This window comes from Terrisphaera buseokensis, from assembly GCF_047521145.2.
Lineage (GTDB): Bacteria > Verrucomicrobiota > Verrucomicrobiia > Opitutales > Opitutaceae > ER46.
The window spans coordinates 6,699,622-6,717,709 of record NZ_CM134186.1 but is presented as its reverse complement, the minus strand read 5'-3'; the positions used below and the strand labels follow the sequence as shown (position 1 = coordinate 6,717,709).

Genomic DNA, 18,088 nt, shown 5'->3' with positions numbered 1-18,088 from the left:
TCCGTGCCGATACGGACAGAATGGCCGCTGCCTCTGATGTCTGCCCCCTTGTTACCCGCGAAGCCTTGTTGCGGGTCGCGCGCACGTTGCCGGCGGATTTGCGCGTGTTGTCCAAGCTCGGGGAGATGTTGCAGGACGTGAACGCCGAACTGGATGACATCTCGAGTTTGCTGTGTCGGGACGTCGCACTGTCGGCTGGCATCGTGCGCATCAGCAACAGCGTCATGTTTTCCGGGGCGGGCCGGGTGTCCTCGATTCAGGAGGCGGTGAATCGCGTCGGATTCAGTGAAATCCTGCGCCTCGTGGGCACGGCGACGACCGGCCGCTTCACCGAAGGCGCGCTCGACTTTTACGGCATCAGTGCCGACACGTTGCGCGCGAACATGCTTTACGGCGCGTTTGCCGCGGAGGCGCTGGCCCGACCGGCGGGAATCGACCCGCGAACGGCGTACACGGCGGGACTCCTGCGGACGCTGGGCTTTATCGTGTTCGATCGTTCCTGCCGTGGCGTGGTGAAGCCGGACCAGGCGTTTGGGAAGGGCCCGTGGACGGCCTATGCGGGCTGGGAGGAGAGCCTCGCGGGGATGAACAGCTGTGAAATCTCGGCCATGCTGCTCGACGAGTGGAAATTTCCACCCGAGGCCTCGGCCGCAGTGCGTTCGCACTATCTCGCGCAGCCGGCTGACTACGAACGCCCGCTGGCGGCCCTGCTCAACGTCGCGAACGGCCTGACCCATCGCGTGGGCCGCAGTTTCGCGGGCGAGGGCAGCTGGTGGGAAATCACCCCGCAGAAACTGGCCGCGGCCGGCCTGAAGGAGGACGACTTTGAACTGGCGATCGGTGAAATCGAAGCGGCTTTCGACGCTGCCATGACCGCGCTGGCGAACTAACGGCCATGAAAAACATCCTGTCCAACCCTGTCACCGATGCGGTCGTCGATCTCAATGTGACGCCTTCCAATCTGACGACGTCCGGCACCACGCACTTTCGCTCGCCCTCGATCGTGTCGCTGCGGCGCACGCTCAGCCTGCCGACCGGGGCCGCGGATCTCGCGGTCACGCGCGACACGATCCTCGTGCACGCGCGCCAGCTGCCCGCCGCGCCACGGGTGATGAACAGCCTGTGCCGCCTGTTGCAGGATGTTCGGACCAATCTCGACGAACTCGCGGCGGAGATCCGGATCGAGCCGACGCTCGCGTCCAAGGTGATCCAGTTGAGCAATAATGCCGTCTTCGGTGGCGGCACCCGCGTGGGCTCGATTGACGAAGCCGTGAATCGCGTGGGTTTTGGCGAAGTGTTGCGGCTCGTCGGGGCCGCCACGGTCGCCGGACTCGTCGATCGCGCCCTTGGCTGTTACGGCGTCACGGCTGAACGGCTGCGGGAATCGCTCTTGTTTCACGGCCTGGCCAGTGAAGCGCTCGCGGTGTACGCGGACGTCGATTCGCGGACGGCTTACTCGGCGGGATTGTTGCGCGGCATCGGCATCATGGTGCTGGATCGCGCGGGTCGCCTGCGGGTGACGGGCGCGGACGTTTTTGATCCGCAGCGCTTCGCCGTTTACGGCGAATGGGAAAAGGCCCGCTTTGGCGTGAGCGGGGTCGAGGTGTCGGCGATCGTCATGGAAGAGTGGCGTTTTCCCGCCGATCTCGTGAACGCGCTGCGCAGCCACCTGCTGCTGGACGAGGCGGACTACGAGAATCGTTTTGCGGTGGTCCTCAATCTGGCGGGCGCGATCGTCGCGGAACATTGCCAGGCGCTGCCCGGTGATGCGGTGTGCTGGGAAGTGACGCCGGAGAAACTGGCGGCCGCGGGCATCGAGGAAGCGCAATTTCGCACGGCGTCGGAGCGGGTGGCCACGATCTTCAATCAGCAGCGCAAAGCGCTGTATTGAAGCGCAGCGATCTCCCGGGAGCACAGGCGTCCCGCCGGCATCGTCCGAGCTCCGATCCCATGCAGGCGGTAAGCCTGCGCTCCCGACGGTCCCACCCCGCGCGAGAAACCGATCGCGGCACGAAGCTTGCGGTGGAAAAGAGGCTGGGGAACATTGCTCCCTCACCTGACACCCAGCTGCATGCCGCGGACGTTTTCACTTCTCCTTTGCCTGACGATGGCGTGCGCCCTGGCCGCGAGCGCGGTCGCCGCCGAGACCACGATTAGCGCGGTCCGACCGGAAGTGTCGACGACCCGCGCCGCCACGCCGGCTGAGATTTCGATGCTCAACGACGTGCTGCACCGCACGGCCGACGATTACCGCCGCTGGGCCTACACCGAGCACCGCGTGATGCGCGACAGCAAGGGACGCGTGAAATCGGACACCGTGGTGCGCTTCGACCCGTCCAAGCCGTACGCGGAGCAGTGGACGCCGCTCAAACTCGAGGGCAAGGAGCCGACGGAACGTGAGCGCAGCAAGTACCGCCGGAAGGGCGAAAAGGGTGAGCCGGGACAGTTCTCGGGCAATGCGGACAGCCGCAAGCGGCCGTCGCTCGGCGAACTGATCGAGGTGTCCAAGTCATTCATCTCCGCGGAGACGCCCACGCATCTCATCTTCGAGGTGCCCCTGCTCAAGGTGGGGAACGAGCGCTTTCCGCCGGACAAGTTTCTCGTGCTGGTCCGGGTGCGAAAAGAGGGCGCCCTGCTGGAAAACATCGCCATCCGGTTGCGCTCCAGTTTCCGGTCCAAGCTCATCGTCAGCATCAAGTCCGGCGAAGGCTCCCTGGATTTCGAGGCGGTGAACCCGAAATATCCCCCGGCGTTGGTGGCGCTCGAGGGCGACGCCGTGGCCTCGGTGCTCTTCGTGGCTGTCGGCGGTTCGATTGATTTGAAGCGCACGGAGTTGAAGCATGTGAAGCCGTTCGACGAGCGCTTCGATGTCCAGATTGGGACGCTCAAGGCCATCGACTTCTGATCTTGTAGGGGCGCGCATCTTGCGCGCCCGAAGACCGTCTCGATATCTGTTCCCGGGCGCACGAGGCGCGCCCCTACCCAAAGCCAGCTCGAGACTGCCCTCGGGCCGGGGCGGACATGGCTTGCGGCCGGCCTGTTCGGCTCCCCGGTCCTCAACCCGGCGACCCCGGCCCCGGGGAAGATTTCCCTCATCCGCGACGACCGGCGTGCCGAATGAAGAGAAGCAATCCTGCCCTTCATGTCGCTTACGCGCGAAACCATCATCACGCTCGGTAATAAACTGGTGCCCGCGGCGGCCACCTTCAGCCGGCTGCGTATCCTGTTGCTGGACCCGGACGCCGACCTGCAGGAGATCATCAAGCTCATCCGCCTTGATCAGGCGCTGACGTTTCATGTCGTCCGCATGAGCAACAGCGTGCTCTTCGGTTTGCGCGATCGCACCGACTCCCTGGATACGGCGGTCGGCCGGGTGGGGTTGAGCGAGGTCTTTCGTCTGGTCGGACTCGCGGCGACGCAGCAGATCTGCCAGCGCGACTTGTTGACGTACCGGTTGACGGCGACCCGGTTGTGGGAAAACGCGGTGGCCACGGCGGCCGCCGCCGAACTGCTCGGCCAGCGGGCCGGGCGCGATGCGGGGCTGGCCTACACGGCGGGCCTGTTGCGCACGGTGGGCCGTGTGATTCTGGACGGTGCCGCGTTTGGCAAGACGTACCCCGGGGAGGCGGAATGGCCGTCGGTTTCCGAGTGGGAGAAACACACCTTTGGGCTCACCTCGTCGCAGGTGACCTCGATTCTGCTCGAGCACTGGCGGTTTCCGTCGGAGCTCGTGGATGCCGTGAAGGATCACTACGAGCCGCTCGGAGCGGATGGCGTGAACATCAGCGCCTGCGTGCTCAACCTCGCCTGCGGCGTGGCGGCGCGTTTCGGGCTCGATTTGCCGGGTGAAGAAGGCGACTGGGTCAGCACGCCAGCGAAACTGACGCTGGCCGGCGTGTCCGAGGCGGACATGGAAGAGTGCGCGAATCGCGCGCGGGCGCATTACGTGCTCCTCTGCGCGAGCGTGTCGTAGCCTCTGCGGCCGGGCGGTCGCTGCACTGAGCATCGCCACACTGTCCCGCGGGCAGAAGCGTCGCCGCTCGGTAGCGCGCACCCCGCCACCACGGGTGCAAACCGCCCTTTGCTTTTGGAGCATGGCGGTGGCTACGAGCGCCCGCGAGTGGGTGGACCGCCACTCGCTGGCGCTCGTAGCCACGGCTGTGGGTGTGAGACCCGGCGGCTGAGTCCGCCGGCTACCCCGCAAGTCAGTCATGTCGGGTGGATGACCGCGAAACGCCCCGGGTGGACCTTGCTTTGCCGGCAGCGCCGGCGCAGTGTTTGGTCGCGCCATGGCGATCCTGCGCGACACACCTGACGGGGACCGCGGATCGTCCCCGGCTCTTGGGCCGGGCCCGGGCGCGCCGGGTGAAGGATCCTGCAACTTTTCGCCACGGGCCGGGGTTGTGAGAGCGAACGATGACTCTCCAGTGCACACCACCGCAGCCGGCGTAGGCCCGCCGACCGACTTCACGACCTTCATGCGCAGCTACCAGGACATGGTTTACTCGACCGCCGCCCGTCTCACCGGCAATGACGCGCAGGCCGAGGATATTGCGCAGGAAGTTTTCCTGAAGGCCTACGAAAATTATGGTCACCTCAGCACCAGCCCCACCGCCGGCGGTTGGCTGAAAACGGTCGCGACGAACCTGTCGCTGAACCACCTCTCGCGTTATCGGAAACGCTGGCGGTTTTTCTCCGAATTCCGGCGCGATGATGCCGGTGGCGAGGGCGACGCGCCCGAGGTCGAGTTTGCCGCGCCCGACACCTTCTTCAGCGGGGTCGATGCCGACGATCGCCGGGCGCTGGTCGAGCAGGCGCTCGCCCAGCTGCCCCAGCACCAGCGCGTCCCGCTGGTGCTCTATCATTTCGAGGATCTGCCCTATGAGGAGATCGCCCGAAAGCTCGGGGTTTCACTGGCGAAAGTGAAAACCGACATCCTGCGCGCGCGTGCCGCGCTCGCGAAAATCCTTCGTCGCGGCGAAACCGCGCACGAGAAAATCACCGGCTGATTCCTCCCATGTCTTCCCCTCTCGAACCGAACGAAGCCTTGGAACGCCAGATTCACGCCACGCTGCGGGCGCTGCCACCGCGACGCGCGCCTGACACACTCGAAACGCGCGTGCTCGCGGAACTGGAGCGCCGCGCGGCGCTGCCGTGGTGGCGGCGAAGTTTCGTCCACTGGCCGATGCTGGCCCGCGCCGGGTTCATCGTGGTTTCACTGGTCTTGATGCGTTTCGCGCTGCTGCTCGGCGCGTGGATCATGGCGGGCTTCGAAGGCACGCCGTTCCGCGAAGCCTTCGCGCCGCAGCTGGCCTGGTACGAGAAGGGCCTGACCGTGGTGCACGCCATCGGCGGGTTCTTCGACATCATGCATCGCAACATTCCGCCTGTGTGGCTGTACGGCGGACTGGCCTTCATCGCCGCCATGTACGCCACGCTGCTCGGACTCGGCGCGGCCGCCTACAAGGCCCTCCATGCGCGCCGCTAAACCTCTCACTTTTCTTCCGCGCACCCCGGGTGCGCCCGCTGACATGACCACCCCGTTTCGTTTTTCAATCGGCTGCTCGCTGGCAGCCCTGCTCGTGGGCCTGGTTCCCGGCGTGGGGGCGCAGGAAGCGCCCCCGGCCGAGCCCAAGCCGCCCGTGCCCGTCTTCGCGCCCGCGCCGGCTGCGGGTGAGAATGCTCCCGCCGTCCCGGCGGTGCCGGCGGCGACCGCTCCGGCCCCGGAAACTCCCGCGGGGGCCGAGCCGCCGTTGCGGCGGCTCGATGCGCCGACGCCCGCCAGTCCGCCACCTTCGCCGACCCCGACACCCGCGCCCCGGCAGCGTCGGTCCGAGCCCCGCGCGCGCAGCTCGAGCGAATTCCCGATCGGCAGCCATGTGGTGCCGCGGGACAGCTCCGTGCGTGAAGTCGTCTCCGTCTTCGGCACGTCGACGATCGAGGGCAACGTCGTGTACGATGTGGTTTCGGTCCTCGGTGACACGTTCATCCGGCGCGAGGCGAAAGTCGGCCGGGCGGCCGTCGCGGTGCTCGGGCGTTTGGAGAACCACGGCGAAGTCCGCCGGGACACGGTGAGTGTCTTGGGCGCCTCTGTCATCGACGGTCCGGTCGGCGGCGACGCGGTCTCCGTTCTGGGCAATATGAACCTGGGGCCGAACGCCGTGATTGGCGGCGACCTCGTGGTCGTGGGCGGGCGGCTGACCCGTGATCCGAACGCCCAGGTGCGCGGCAGCGAAGTGCACGTGCCGTTGTTCGGTGGCTTCGGCAACACCGAGTGGCTGGTGGCATGGGTGAAGAACTGCCTCGTCCTCGGCCGTCCGCTGGCGATCGGGCCGCATCTGGAATGGGCGTGGGGCGTCGCGCTGGCGTTTCTCGGCCTTTACCTGCTCTTCGCGCTGCTGTTCTCCCGCGGGATTGTGGCCTGCGCCGAGACCTTGGAAACGCGTCCGGGCTCGTCGGTCCTGACCGCATTTTTGTCCGTCCTGCTGACGCCCGTGGTGACCGCGCTCCTGGCGATCACCGTGGTGGGCGCGCTGTTGGTGCCGTTTCTCGGGCTGGCGCTGCTGGTGGCGAAACTCTTCGGCATGGCGACGATGCTCGCGTGGATTGGCCGGCGCTTTACCCGCTTCTTTGGTGACGGCCCGCTCAGTCACCCCGTGTTTGCCGTGCTAATCGGTGGTGTAATCACGCTCCTTCTTTATATGACCCCGATCGTCGGCTTCCTGACGTTCGCGTTGTTCCACTGGCTGGGCTTCGGCGTGGTGATTTACACCGTGCTCCTAGCGATCAAGCGGGAACGTCGGGCGGCCGCGGTCGCAGCGGCGGCGTCCCGTCCGGCACCCGCTCCGATCCCGCCGATCCGGTCACAAGCGGTGACGGTGCCGGCGACGTTCGTGCCGATGGCGGAAGCCGTCCCGCCGCAGACCGTCCCACCGCCGGTCGCCGGACCAGCCATGGGAATTGTCTCCGCGCCGACGGTGAGTGCCGGATTCGGTCGGGCGGAGCCGCCGGCCATGGAAGCAGTGACGCCGCCGGCCGAAGTCGTGCCGGAGCCGACAGGACCGGTGAGTGATCCGGGCCTGCCGGTGACGCCGCCGAGCCCTCCGCCGCCGATGATGGCGTCCGAGCCCACGGCGTCCGTGCCGCCGTTCGTGCCGCCAGCGCCACCCGTCGCGCCACCCGCGCGTCCGTTGGCTGCGCCGCCCGCGGTTGCGTTGTCCGCCAGCGCATGGCCGCGCGCGGGGCTCTTCATCCGTCTCGGTGCGCTGGCGATCGACGGCGTCCTGATCGGGATGATCATGGCGTTCATCGCCGGCGTGTTGCCGCGGTTCCTGCAGTTTCACAACGGTCCGGGCGGCTGGTTGATCGCCCTGGCGCTCTACGGCGCGATCATGTGGCGGCACAAGGGCACGACGATTGGCGGCATTGTGTGCGGGCTGAGGGTCGTGCGGGTGGACAATCGCGAGCTCGACTGGGCGACGGCGATTGTGCGGGCCCTCGCGTGCTTCCTGTCGCTGGCGGTCGCGGGCCTCGGTTTCATCTGGGTGGCCTTCGACGACGACAAACAATCCTGGCACGACAAGATCGCCGGCACGACCGTGGTGCTGGCACCGAAGGGGACGTCGTTGTTGTGAGGCGGACAAGGCGGAAGACATCCCGCGAATCACGCGAACCGACGCGAATGTCACAGGTTGGTTTTTGATTCGCGTTCGTCCGCGTGATTCGCGGGCAACGGACGTTTGCGGCTGAGGCGGGTCGGGCGGCAAGACACAGATTTCTCTCGCCCCGTCGAACGTGCTCACAACGTTCCTCGTCATGTCCTCAGCCACTCCTCTGGTCGGAATCATCATGGGCAGCACATCGGATTGGGAGACGATGCAGCATTGTGCCCAGACGCTCGACGCGCTCGGCGTGCCTTGCGAAAAGCGCGTGATCAGCGCGCATCGCAGCCCGCAGTTGATGCACGAGTGGACGACCACCGCCGAATCGCGCGGCCTCCAGATCGTCATTGCGGCGGCCGGTGGCGCCGCGCACCTCGCGGGTGTCGCCGCGGCACTCACGGCGTTGCCGGTGCTCGGCGTGCCGATGGAGTCGGCGTCGCTGAAGGGGCTCGATTCACTGCTGTCGATGGTACAGATGCCGGCGGGCGTGCCGGTCGCGACGTTTGCCATTGGCAAGCCGGGCGCGATCAACGCCGCGCTCTTCGCCGTCGCCATTCTCGCGCGGCACGACGCCCGCACCAAGCAGGCGCTCGACGCCTATCGCGTGGCGCAGACCGAGAAAGTCGTTTCAGCCCAGCTGCCCTGAGCCGGTTCGCCGACGCTGGTCCGGGCGCGCTCGCCGCCTCCCGGTCTTGGCCAGCAATGCAGTTGCCCGCGAATCACGCGAACGGACGCGAATTTCAGCGGTAAAAATTGCCCGCCTTCCGCGAGGACGTTTGTGGGGCGAGTTTATTCTCATTCGCGTCGGTTGGCTTGATTCGCGGGCAGCCTTTGCCTTGTCACCCGTTCAGCGGCGTTGGGCCGTCAGCGCAGCCACATCGGCGGGCGTATCGAGATCGAGGGCGAGCGCCGGCAGATCGACCGACGCCACGGCGGCGGGATCGCCATGCAACAGCGCGCGCGCGCCTTCCTCGCCCGTCAGCGCGGTGAGCGTGGCGAAATGCTGGCGGAGAAACAGCGCCGGTGCGCCGCGTCGCCCGGCATATTGCGCCGCCACGATGCTGCGGCCGGTCGTGCGTTGCGTTTCAACCAGTCGGGCAATCGTCTCCGCTGAAAAGGCGGGTTGATCGCAGAGCGCGATCAAGGCGCCGTCGAGACTGCGGGAGAACTGCTGCAGCGTGGTCACGCCCGCGCGAATCGAGGCCGCCATCCCTTCCGACCATGCGGCGTTCTCAGTTACGATTACCGGGAGTCGCGCGAGGGCGGGGCGGATTTGTTCCGCGTTGGCTCCCAGGACGACGACGACTGGCCAGGCCGCCGACGCCAGCGCCGCCTCCACGGCACGGATGAGCAGCGGCTTCCCGTCCACGACGAGCAGCTGTTTGGGCGAGCCCATCCGCGTCGAGGCGCCCGCCGCAAGGATGGCCACGCCGAAATGAAACGCATTACTCGGCATGGATCGGTTGGGTGCGTTCGCGGAGCGGGCGGGCGTTGCGGCCGGCGAGGCTCGCCTGCATTTCGGCGAGGATGGAAAACGCGACCTGCTCGGGGGTGTCGGCGCCAAGGTCGAGGCCGACCGGGGCGTGCAGGCGGGCCCGCTGTTCCGGCGTGATCGTCGAGCCCGCGGCCGCGAGGTCGGCGAGGATTTTCTCGGCGCGCTTTTTCGGTCCCAACAGGCCGACGTAGGCGAGGGGGCGGGCGAGCAGCGCCCGCAGCAACGGCACGTCATGCACGTAGTGGTGCGTCATGACCACGGCGAGAGCGGCGCGGTCCGGATTGGCGCGTTCCACCAGCTGGTCAGCCGGTGCGACGAGGACGTTGTCCGCGGTGGGAAATCGCGTCGCGGTGGCAAACGCACCGCGCGGATCAGCCACGGTCACGTGCCAGCCAAATTCCTTGGCCAACCGCACGACAGGCTGGGCGTCATCGCCGGCCCCGAACACCAGCAAGGCGGTGGGCGGTTCGATCTCTTCCAGAAAGAGCGCCTCGCGATCCGCACAGTCACCGGGTGCGGCGAGACGCGTGCCCCATGTGGTCGGAGTGTCGCCGCCGTGAATGACAGTCAGGGCGGTGGCGCGACGCCGGCGGGCGTTGAGGGCGAGAGCGACCGCCCACGGCGGGCAGGCGGGCACCTTTTCAAGCAGCACGCGCACGACGCCGTGACACCCCAATCCGACGCCCCACACCAAGTCGTTTTCCGAGGTCGTGTCATAGACCACCGCATCGGGCCGACCGGTGGCTTGAACCTGGATCGCGCGGGCCAGCACATCTTCCTCTAAACAGCCGCCGCTGATGGAGCCGATGCGGCGGCCGGAGGGCGTGACCAGCAGGCGCGCGCCGGGTCGGCGATAGGACGATCCTTCCACGGCCACGAGCGTGGCGAGCACCGCCGGAGTGGCGTCGGGAGCAAGGAGCGCGTCGACGATAGCCGAGAGTTCTTTCATCGCGGAGCGGCAGGAAACGCCCTTTGCGGTGCAAAACGCAAGGTTACGGAGGTGAAATCAGAGCTTCTAACCGCTGGGGATAACGAGATTCACACTTGAATTATGACATAAGTCGCGCTCTTTGCCCCTAGGCGAAGGTGGCGCAAGCCGTTTTGGCCCCTACCACAACCAACCAAACTGAACATTATGAACATCCGCTCGCGGAAGTTAGCGGCCGTGCTTTCCCTGTTTTTGGGCGCCGGCATTGTTTCGAACCTCGTGGCTCAGACCGCGCCCAAACCTGACGAGAAGATCACCTTGGAGAAGTTCGTCGTCACGGGTTCATTGATCCCGTTTGCGGCCGGGGCTCCGGCGATTCCGATCAAGATTGTCGGGGCAGGTGAGATCGAAAAAGCAGGCATCAGCACGGATCTCTCGGACGTCCTGCGCCGGACTCAACCTGCCTTCTACGGTGCGAACAATCTCGGCTCGGACGTCGCTAACGTAAATTCAGGCGACTCGAACGGCGGTTCCGGTCTCTCGCTGCGCAATCGTCCGACGCTCGTCCTCATCAACGGCCGGCGTGCGGCGATTTCACCGGTTCTGGCTACGGGCGGCAACTCGTTTGTCGACGTCAGCGTGATCCCTCTTTCTGCCGTCGAGCGGGTTGAAATTCTCTCCGACGGTGCTTCGGCGACCTACGGTTCCGATGCTGTGTCGGGCGTGATCAACATCATCCTCAAGACGAATTACAACGGCGGCGAAGTCGGTGGTTCTTACGGCTTCAGCACGAACAAGGGCCATTGGGAAAATCGCAGCTATTACGGCGTATTCGGTGCGAGTCAGGGCAAGACCAGCCTCACGGTCACGACGGAATGGAAGAGCAGCGATCCGTTGATTCAAAATGAACGCGCCTATTCCACGGGGCTGTATCGGACGCCGTCGTTTGCCGGCGTGGTGAGTATCGGAAATGACTTCTACTATTTGAATCCGAGCGCGAACGCTCCGGCAGCCAACCTCGACCTCACTCCGGCCCAGCTCGTCGCGCAAGGGATCTACCAGGGCCCGCTGACGCAGGAAGCCGTGTCGCAGTTCCTCGATTTGGCCAACTACCCGACGCTGCTGGCCAAGTCCGAGCGTCGCAGCGTGACCGCCGCCATCGAGCACCGTTTGACCGACAAGGTGACGCTCTTCGGCGACTTCATCTTTTCGCTCAATGAAACGGAATCGGTGCTCAATGCCCAACCGGTCACCGGCAGCGTGGCCGGCTCGAATCCGGCGAATCCGTTCAATGTCACGGTCACCGCCCGCAATCGGTTTCTGACGTTCCCCCGCATTTACGCAAACGAGTCCACCAGCATTCGCGGTGTGATCGGCATCAAGGGTACGTTGTTCGAGGGCTGGAGCTACGAGGCCGCGGCGAACTTCAACCGAACCAATCACGATTTCCGTAACAAGAATCTGATCGATGGCACGAAGTACACCGAGTTGGTCAATTCCGGCGCCTACAATCCTTTCGCCCGCAGCCAGGCGCCCGGAATTGTCGCCAGCATGAGCGGCACGCAAGTCCGTGACTTCCAGTCGTCGCTCAAGACTTGGGATGCGCGCGTCAATGGCCCGATGTTCCGGCTGCCCGGTGGCCCCGTCTTGCTGGGTCTTGGCGTGGGCTTCATGTGGGATGAACTCGATTTCACCAACGATCGCAACGACCAGACCGGCAACTGGCTCCAAGCCACCCCGCGTCAGCCGTTCAACGCGCGCTCGAATGTCGACGGGTACTACGCGGAGGCCCGCATTCCGATCTTCAGCGAGAAGAACTCGATTCCCGGCTTCCATGTGTTGGAGCTGTCGCTCGCGGCCCGCTACGACAAGTACAGCACCACGTCTGATCCGACGGTGCCGAAGTACTCGGTTCGCTATCTTCCGTTCAACGACCAGCTGGCGTTTCGTGGGACGTATTCTGAATCGTTCGTGGCTCCCTCTCTCTACGACCTTTACGGCCCGCTCTCCGTCGGATTCTCGCCCAATATCAACATGGCGCGTTATGATTCCAACGGCAACGCGCTCGGCGTGCTGACGGGTAACCGCCAGTACCGTTCGCAGACCGGCTCGAACACTGCGCTGCGGCCGTCGGAGTCGCGCAATTGGTCGGCGGGTATCGTTTGGTCTCCGAAAGCGATCAAGGGCCTTTCGATCTCGGCGGACTGGTTCAACATCGACGAGCGCGATATCGTGTCTTCGGTGCCCGACTTGCTCATTGTTTCCGATGTCGAGCAAAAGGGGCCGCGTTCGATCTACGCCTCGCAGGTTCGCCTCGCGACGAGCGTCGCGGGTGAGACGCACTTCACCGATGGCGCTCCGATCACGGCCCCGGGCCAGATCACGAGCCGCCCGTCCGACGAAGTATGGTACACCAACAAGAACGTGAATGTCGCGGGCGCCTGGCAGGACGGCATGGACCTTCAGGTCAGCTATAAGTACGACACCCACGGTTGGGGCCGCTTTAACGGCACGCTGGCTGGCACCTATCTGCGCAACTATGTCTTCCAGGCGCTGCCGTCTTCGCCGGCGGACGGTTACCAGGATGGTTTCTTCGCCCGTGGTTCCGGCACCAGCCGCAACGGCGTGTTCGCCCGCTATCGCCTCAACACCCGGATTGACTGGTCGCACAAGGACTGGACCGCTGGCGTGGCGCACACGTACGTGCCCAGCATCGACGACATCACGAGCCCGACCCGCTTCCGGGTCGCCAAGTATCACTCGTTCGATCTCCAGGTCGGCCACTCCTTCGCCAACTGGGGTAACAAGTGGCTGAAGGGCCTGACGGCCTCCGTCGGCGTGAACAACGTGTTCAACAAGTTCCCGCCGTACATTCCGTCCGAGGGCAATCAGTCGCACGACATCAACGCTTACGACCCGATCGGCCGCTTCGTGTACGTCCAGGCGAAGTACAAGTTCTAAGCGGAAATCGCTTCCCGCAGTTTCAACCGGGCCCTTCACGGGCCCGGTTTTTTTGTGGGTTACGCCTGCGTCCGGCCCCGTCGATGCGGGACGGGTACGTCGCGGCTGGCACGATCCACGCTCTCCCTGCCAGATCGACGTTGCTTATTCGTAACGTCTCCCTGTGTCATAACCCGTCACCACAACACCGGCACGTTTACCGCGCACCGGAGACACCTTCAGGACAGCACGACACCACCTATGAACACAACGCCGCTGGCCGCCGCGAAGGCGGCCGCATGCCTTGGTCTTTGCCATCTGATTTGTTCCAGCGCGCTGTTCGCGCAGGACGTCAAGAAACCGGAGGAAAAGAAGGAGGCCGTCGCGGCGGGTGAATCGGTGGTCCTCGAGAAATTCGAGGTCACTGGCTCGCGCGTGAAGCGCGTCGACTACGAGACCGTTTCGCCGGTCGTCACGTTCACGGCGGCCGCGGTCGAGGACAAGGGCTACGCCACGCTCGGCGAATTCGTGCAGAGCCTGCCCTACAACAACGCCATTAGTAACTCCGAATTCACCACGGCGAGTTTTGTGACGGGCGCCGCGACGATCAATCCGCGCGGGCTCGGCTCCAACCGCGTTCTCAGCCTCGTGAACGGCCGGCGCGCCGTGCCGTATGCGCTGACCAACAGTTCGAGCGGGACCGCGCAGACGGTCTTCAACTTCAACAGCATTCCGTCGTCTGCGATTCATCGCATCGAGTTCCTCAAGGACGGCGCCTCCGCCATCTATGGCTCCGATGCGATCACAGGCGTGTTCAACATGATCCTGAAGAAGAATTACGAAGGCTCCTCGATCGAACTCACCCTCTCCAACACGCTCAAGCACGACACGCTGAGGAAGACCGTCAGCATCTTCACGGGTCTTTCCAAGGACGGTTGGGAAATCACGGCAGGCGTCACGCTGCAGAGCCGGAATTCCAGTTTCATCAAGGACTATGGCGTCACCACGACCGACTACCGCTACCTCGGGCAGAAGGGGACGAACATGAACAGCACGATTTATCATCCGTCCTATCTTTCGCTGACGGCGGCGCAGGCGGTGGCGTCCGGACTCGGTACCGCCGCGGGTTTCTATATCGTGCAGGGACCGAAGGGCGTCACCAATCCGACCAAGGCGAGTTTCACCTATGTCGGCACCTCGACGGCGGTCTTCACGAATGACAACCGGCAGGATTTCGCCAACGTCACCCAGCTCTATCCCTCGAGCGAGAGCGGGGGCGGCTACGCCAGCATCCTGCGGGTGATCAATCCCCAGGTGTCGGCCTTTGCGAATTTCCTCTATAGCCGCAGCCTCACGCACTACGAGCTCCAGCCCTACGGTTTCACGAACTCCCTCGCCGGGATCACGCTGCCCGCGACCAATCCCTACAATCCCACGGGCCTGTCGTTCACGAACACGACGACGACCTTCCCCTACCTGTTCCGTGGCGAGTATCTGCCCAAGCGCGAAGTCACCAGCACCACGATGTCGTCGGTGGCCGGCTTCCGTGGCACCGCGCTCCGCGTTTGGAATTGGGAAACGGCGGTGAGCTTCGGACAGAACGAGACCATGCGTGACACGGATCTGATCGCGGCCGCCGACCTGCAAGCTGCGCTGAACGGCACCACCCGTGCGACGGCGTGGAATCCCTTCGGCCCTTCCGACAATCCGGACATCGAGAAAAATCTCTACACCCGTTCGCGCGGTCTCGACGGCAAGATCGACAGCCTGAGCTTCGACGCTTCCGTCAACGGCAGCTTCTACCAGCTGCCGTGGAAGGGCGCGGGCGAACTCGGGCTTGCGGCCGGCTATGAATACCGCCGCGACAATCTCAGTTCGAATCCCGAGCCGAATAACTTCATCGGGTTCACCGCCACGACGCCCTTCAAGGGCAAGCGCAACATTCACTCAGCGTATGCTGAACTCTCCGTCCCGGTGCAGAAGTGGGTCGAGTTTCAGCTCGCCGGGCGCCATGAGCGCTACAGCGATTTCGGCAACACCACGAAGCCGAAGGTGGGCGCGAAACTCCGCCTGCCCAACAACCGTTTCCTGAACGTCGTGCTCCGCGGCTCGTATTCGGAATCGTTCAAGGCGCCGGATCTCGGCCAGCTCTACCAGCCGCAATCCAACGCCGTCACCAGCACCAGCCTGCTCGATCCGCTGCGCCCGCAGGACGCCGCCCGGCAGCTGCCGTCCCGCGTCGGTGGCAATCCGAACCTCAAGCCCGAAGAGGGCAAGGTGCAGTACTCCGGCGCCGTGTTCGAAGTGCCGGCAATCCGGGGCCTGAGTTTCAGCGTGGATTTCTTCGACGTTCAAATCACCAACGTCATTTCCTCCCTCAGCGCCACTTATCTGCTGACCGCGGAAGGCCGCCGGCTATTCCCCAACGCCATCACCCGCGATCCCACAACCGACGGTACGCCCGGCCGCATCGCCTCGATTGCCGCGATCTCCAACAATCTCGGTCTGCAACTCTACCGCGGCCTCGACTACGGGGTGCGCTATTCGCTGCGGAACACGCGCCTCGGCAATTTCACGTTCAATGCCGAAATCACCCAGGTCATCAAAAAGGGGTCCGATGCCGGCACCGGCGCCGGCTTCTTCAACAACACCGGCCTGGCGTTCGACGTCGAGTGGCGCTACAACTACGGGGTCAGCTGGAGTTACAAGAACTTCAGCGCGCGCGTGGCGGCCGACGTGGTCGGGAAATATTTCAACGACAACTGGACCACGGCCGGCTGGGGCGAGAACGTCTTCACGCTCATCAATCCGTCTGTGAGCTACCGTGGATTCAGGAAGATGTCCGTCACGCTGGGTGTGACCAATGTCTTCAACGCCCGCCCGCCGGCAGTCGGGTTTCGCGCCCTGGGCTTTGACGATCGGGTCTACGGCGCCGGTGCCCTTGGCATTTCCGCCTACCTCCGGCTCAGGAGAGAATTCTGATCCCGCTTGAGAAGCGGAATGGACTCACTGGCGCGCCCTCCTGATCCGGAGGGCGCGCTTTTTTTAACCGCCATCCCTGTCGCTTACCCCATGAAACGTGTCCGCCTCGTCCTCTGTCTCGCCGCGGGTTTCACCGCCTCGTGGCTGCGCGCCGCGCCGCCGCCGGAGCTGCCGATCGAAACCTTTTTCAAGAAGGCCAACATCGCGTCGCTGACGTTTTCCCCCGACGGCAAACGCATCGCGTGCCTCGTGCCGTACGAACGGCGCATGAATCTCGCGGTCATCGATCTCGAGAAGAAGACGAAAAATCTTCTCACAAACTTCCGCGACAACGACGTCGGCTCGCTGCTGTGGGCCAGCAACGATCGACTGGTCTACACGAAGGACTTCGACGGCGAGGAGTGGGCCGCCGTGTACGCCGTGAACCGCGATGGCTCCGAAGCCGTGGTCCTGGCCAGCGGCGCGCAGCAGGCGGGAACGACGCAGCAGGCCAACAACCAGTTTCGCGGCCTCCTCACGCGCCTGCCCGACGACCCCCAGCACATCCTGGTGCTGGGCAATCTCTCCGGCGCCCAGGGTCCGGACGTGTGCCGGATGAATCTGAAGACCGGTCGCATGACCTTGGATACGCCCAATCCGGGCTGGGTGCGTCGGTGGGTGCTTGATCGGCAGCGCCGTCCGCGAGTGGCGGTTTCGCAACAGGGTCAGACGATCACCGTACTCCTGCGCGACGACGCGAAAGGAACGTGGACGCCGGTTCATTCCCATGAGGCCGACCGCGGCGGCTGGTCGCCCCTCGGCTTCGACGGCGACAACCGCACGCTGTTCGTTTCCTCCAGCGTGGGGCGACGTACGACGGCGGTGTATCGCTACGACACCGATACGCGCGCGCTCGGTGAGCTGGTGTATGGCGACAACACCTACGACAGCGGCGGCGTCGTGTGGGATGAGCCGCGGCAGAAAGTCGTGGCGGTCTCCTGCAACGCGGACCGGCCGCGCCTGCACTGGATCGATGCGGAGGCGGAGGCGTTGCAGCGTCGCATCGACGCCTCCCTGCCCGACACCACGAACCGCCTGCTGCACGCCTCCCGGGACGGATCCCGTCGCTTGATCCTGTCGACCAGCGATCGCGATCCCGGCGTCTACTATCTGTTCGATCAGGCGACGAAAAAGATCGAGGAGCTGGCTGTGATCAAACCCGGCATTGATCCGGAGAAGATGGCGTCGATGCGCCCCATCTCGTTTCGCGCCCGCGATGGTCTGACGATTCATGGTTACCTCACGGTGCCCGCGGGGCGGGAGGCAAAGGGTCTGCCGCTCGTCCTGCACCCGCACGGCGGGCCGTATGGCATCCGCGACAGCTGGGGCTTCAATCCGGAGATCCAGTTTTACGCGAACCGCGGCTATGCCGTGCTTCAAGTGAACTATCGCGGTTCCGGCGGCTATGGCGCGCAGTTTGAACGAGCCGGCTGGAAGAAATGGGGCCTTGAGATGCAGCACGATCTCACCGATGCGGTGCGGTGGGCGATCGCCGGCGGCATCGCCGATCCGCAGCGCGTGGTGATCGCCGGGGCCAGCTACGGCGGCTACGCCACCATGGCCGGCCTCGCGTTCACGCCGGAGCTCTACTGCGCGGGCATCAACTATGTCGGCGTGGTCGACATCGAGGAGCTGATCCCCACGGGAGAGTCCGCCACCGCGAGCCGTCTCCACTGGATGTCCACGCGCATTGCCGATCTTTCCAAGGCGGAGGAACGCAAGCGTCTGCATGACACCTCGCCGGTGCATTTCGCCGATCGTATCGTGGCACCGGTGCTCATGGCCTACGGAAAAAACGATCCGCGCGTCCGGATTTCCCAGGGTTTCGACATGGAGGCGGCGCTGAAGAAAGCCGGCAGGACGTACGAGATGATCATCGAAAAGGAGGAGGGCCACGGCTTCCGCAAGGAGGAGATCAGCATCGCGTTTTACACCCGCGTCGACGCGTTCCTGAAGAAGTACGTGCCGCCCGCCGGTGCCGCAGTGAAGATTGGACCAACGAAGGTCGTCGAGCCGGCCCGGTAGCAAGGGGCGCACCGTATC

Annotated in this window: 13 protein-coding genes; 11 read left to right on the top strand and 2 right to left on the bottom strand. The window is 64.8% G+C overall.

Going from position 1 to position 18,088, the window contains the following annotated elements:
* Positions 1 to 20 precede the first annotated feature (20 nt).
* The 8 genes from ACLJEU_RS25355 (at position 21) to purE (ending at position 8,307) form a co-directional block, all read left to right on the top strand.
* A complete protein-coding gene (locus tag ACLJEU_RS25355; RefSeq protein WP_414661210.1) occupies positions 21 to 890 on the top strand; it encodes an HDOD domain-containing protein in 870 nt (289 codons plus the stop codon).
* Positions 891 to 895: 5 nt separating this feature from the next.
* Complete coding sequence (locus tag ACLJEU_RS25350) at positions 896 to 1,891, top strand: HDOD domain-containing protein (protein WP_414661211.1); 996 nt, start codon at positions 896 to 898, stop codon at positions 1,889 to 1,891.
* A 216-nt stretch (positions 1,892 to 2,107) separates the two neighbouring features.
* On the top strand, positions 2,108 to 2,905 hold the full coding sequence (locus ACLJEU_RS25345) for a hypothetical protein (protein WP_414661212.1): 798 nt from the start codon (positions 2,108 to 2,110) through the stop codon (positions 2,903 to 2,905).
* 237 nt (positions 2,906 to 3,142) lie between these two features.
* Positions 3,143 to 3,973 (top strand): HDOD domain-containing protein, encoded by an 831-nt coding sequence (locus ACLJEU_RS25340; protein ID WP_414661213.1) that lies wholly within the window; start codon positions 3,143 to 3,145, stop codon positions 3,971 to 3,973.
* A gap of 454 nt (positions 3,974 to 4,427) precedes the next feature.
* Entirely contained in the window at positions 4,428 to 5,009 is a 582-nt protein-coding gene (locus ACLJEU_RS25335) for an RNA polymerase sigma factor (RefSeq protein ID WP_414661214.1), read from the top strand.
* Between the two features lie 8 nt (positions 5,010 to 5,017).
* A complete protein-coding gene (locus ACLJEU_RS25330; protein WP_414661215.1) occupies positions 5,018 to 5,488 on the top strand; it encodes a hypothetical protein in 471 nt (156 codons plus the stop codon).
* A 43-nt stretch (positions 5,489 to 5,531) separates the two neighbouring features.
* The gene (locus ACLJEU_RS25325; RefSeq protein ID WP_414661216.1) at positions 5,532 to 7,634 is read left to right on the top strand and encodes an RDD family protein; all 2,103 of its coding nucleotides are present in this window, start codon (positions 5,532 to 5,534) and stop codon (positions 7,632 to 7,634) included.
* Positions 7,635 to 7,815: 181 nt separating this feature from the next.
* Positions 7,816 to 8,307, top strand: a complete 492-nt coding sequence (gene purE / locus ACLJEU_RS25320) for a 5-(carboxyamino)imidazole ribonucleotide mutase (protein ID WP_414661217.1) — start codon at positions 7,816 to 7,818, stop codon at positions 8,305 to 8,307.
* A gap of 201 nt (positions 8,308 to 8,508) precedes the next feature.
* Here the strand turns inward: purE and ACLJEU_RS25315 are convergent, their stop codons facing one another.
* Positions 8,509 to 9,117: a nucleotidyltransferase family protein gene (locus ACLJEU_RS25315; protein ID WP_414661218.1), complete on the bottom strand. Its 609-nt coding sequence runs from the start codon at positions 9,115 to 9,117 to the stop codon at positions 8,509 to 8,511.
* Positions 9,107 to 10,105, bottom strand: a complete 999-nt coding sequence (locus ACLJEU_RS25310; protein WP_414661219.1) for an XdhC family protein — start codon at positions 10,103 to 10,105, stop codon at positions 9,107 to 9,109. Before ACLJEU_RS25310 ends, ACLJEU_RS25315 begins: the two co-directional genes overlap by 11 nt.
* Before the next feature lie 186 nt (positions 10,106 to 10,291).
* Between ACLJEU_RS25310 and ACLJEU_RS25305 the strand changes: the two genes are divergently transcribed.
* From ACLJEU_RS25305 to ACLJEU_RS25295, 3 genes are all read left to right on the top strand, one after another.
* Entirely contained in the window at positions 10,292 to 13,045 is a 2,754-nt protein-coding gene (locus tag ACLJEU_RS25305; RefSeq protein ID WP_414661220.1) for a TonB-dependent receptor domain-containing protein, read from the top strand.
* 240 nt (positions 13,046 to 13,285) lie between these two features.
* Positions 13,286 to 16,006 (top strand): TonB-dependent receptor domain-containing protein, encoded by a 2,721-nt coding sequence (locus ACLJEU_RS25300; protein ID WP_414661221.1) that lies wholly within the window; start codon positions 13,286 to 13,288, stop codon positions 16,004 to 16,006.
* A 90-nt stretch (positions 16,007 to 16,096) separates the two neighbouring features.
* On the top strand, positions 16,097 to 18,070 hold the full coding sequence (locus ACLJEU_RS25295; RefSeq protein ID WP_414661222.1) for an alpha/beta fold hydrolase: 1,974 nt from the start codon (positions 16,097 to 16,099) through the stop codon (positions 18,068 to 18,070).
* Positions 18,071 to 18,088 lie beyond the last annotated feature (18 nt).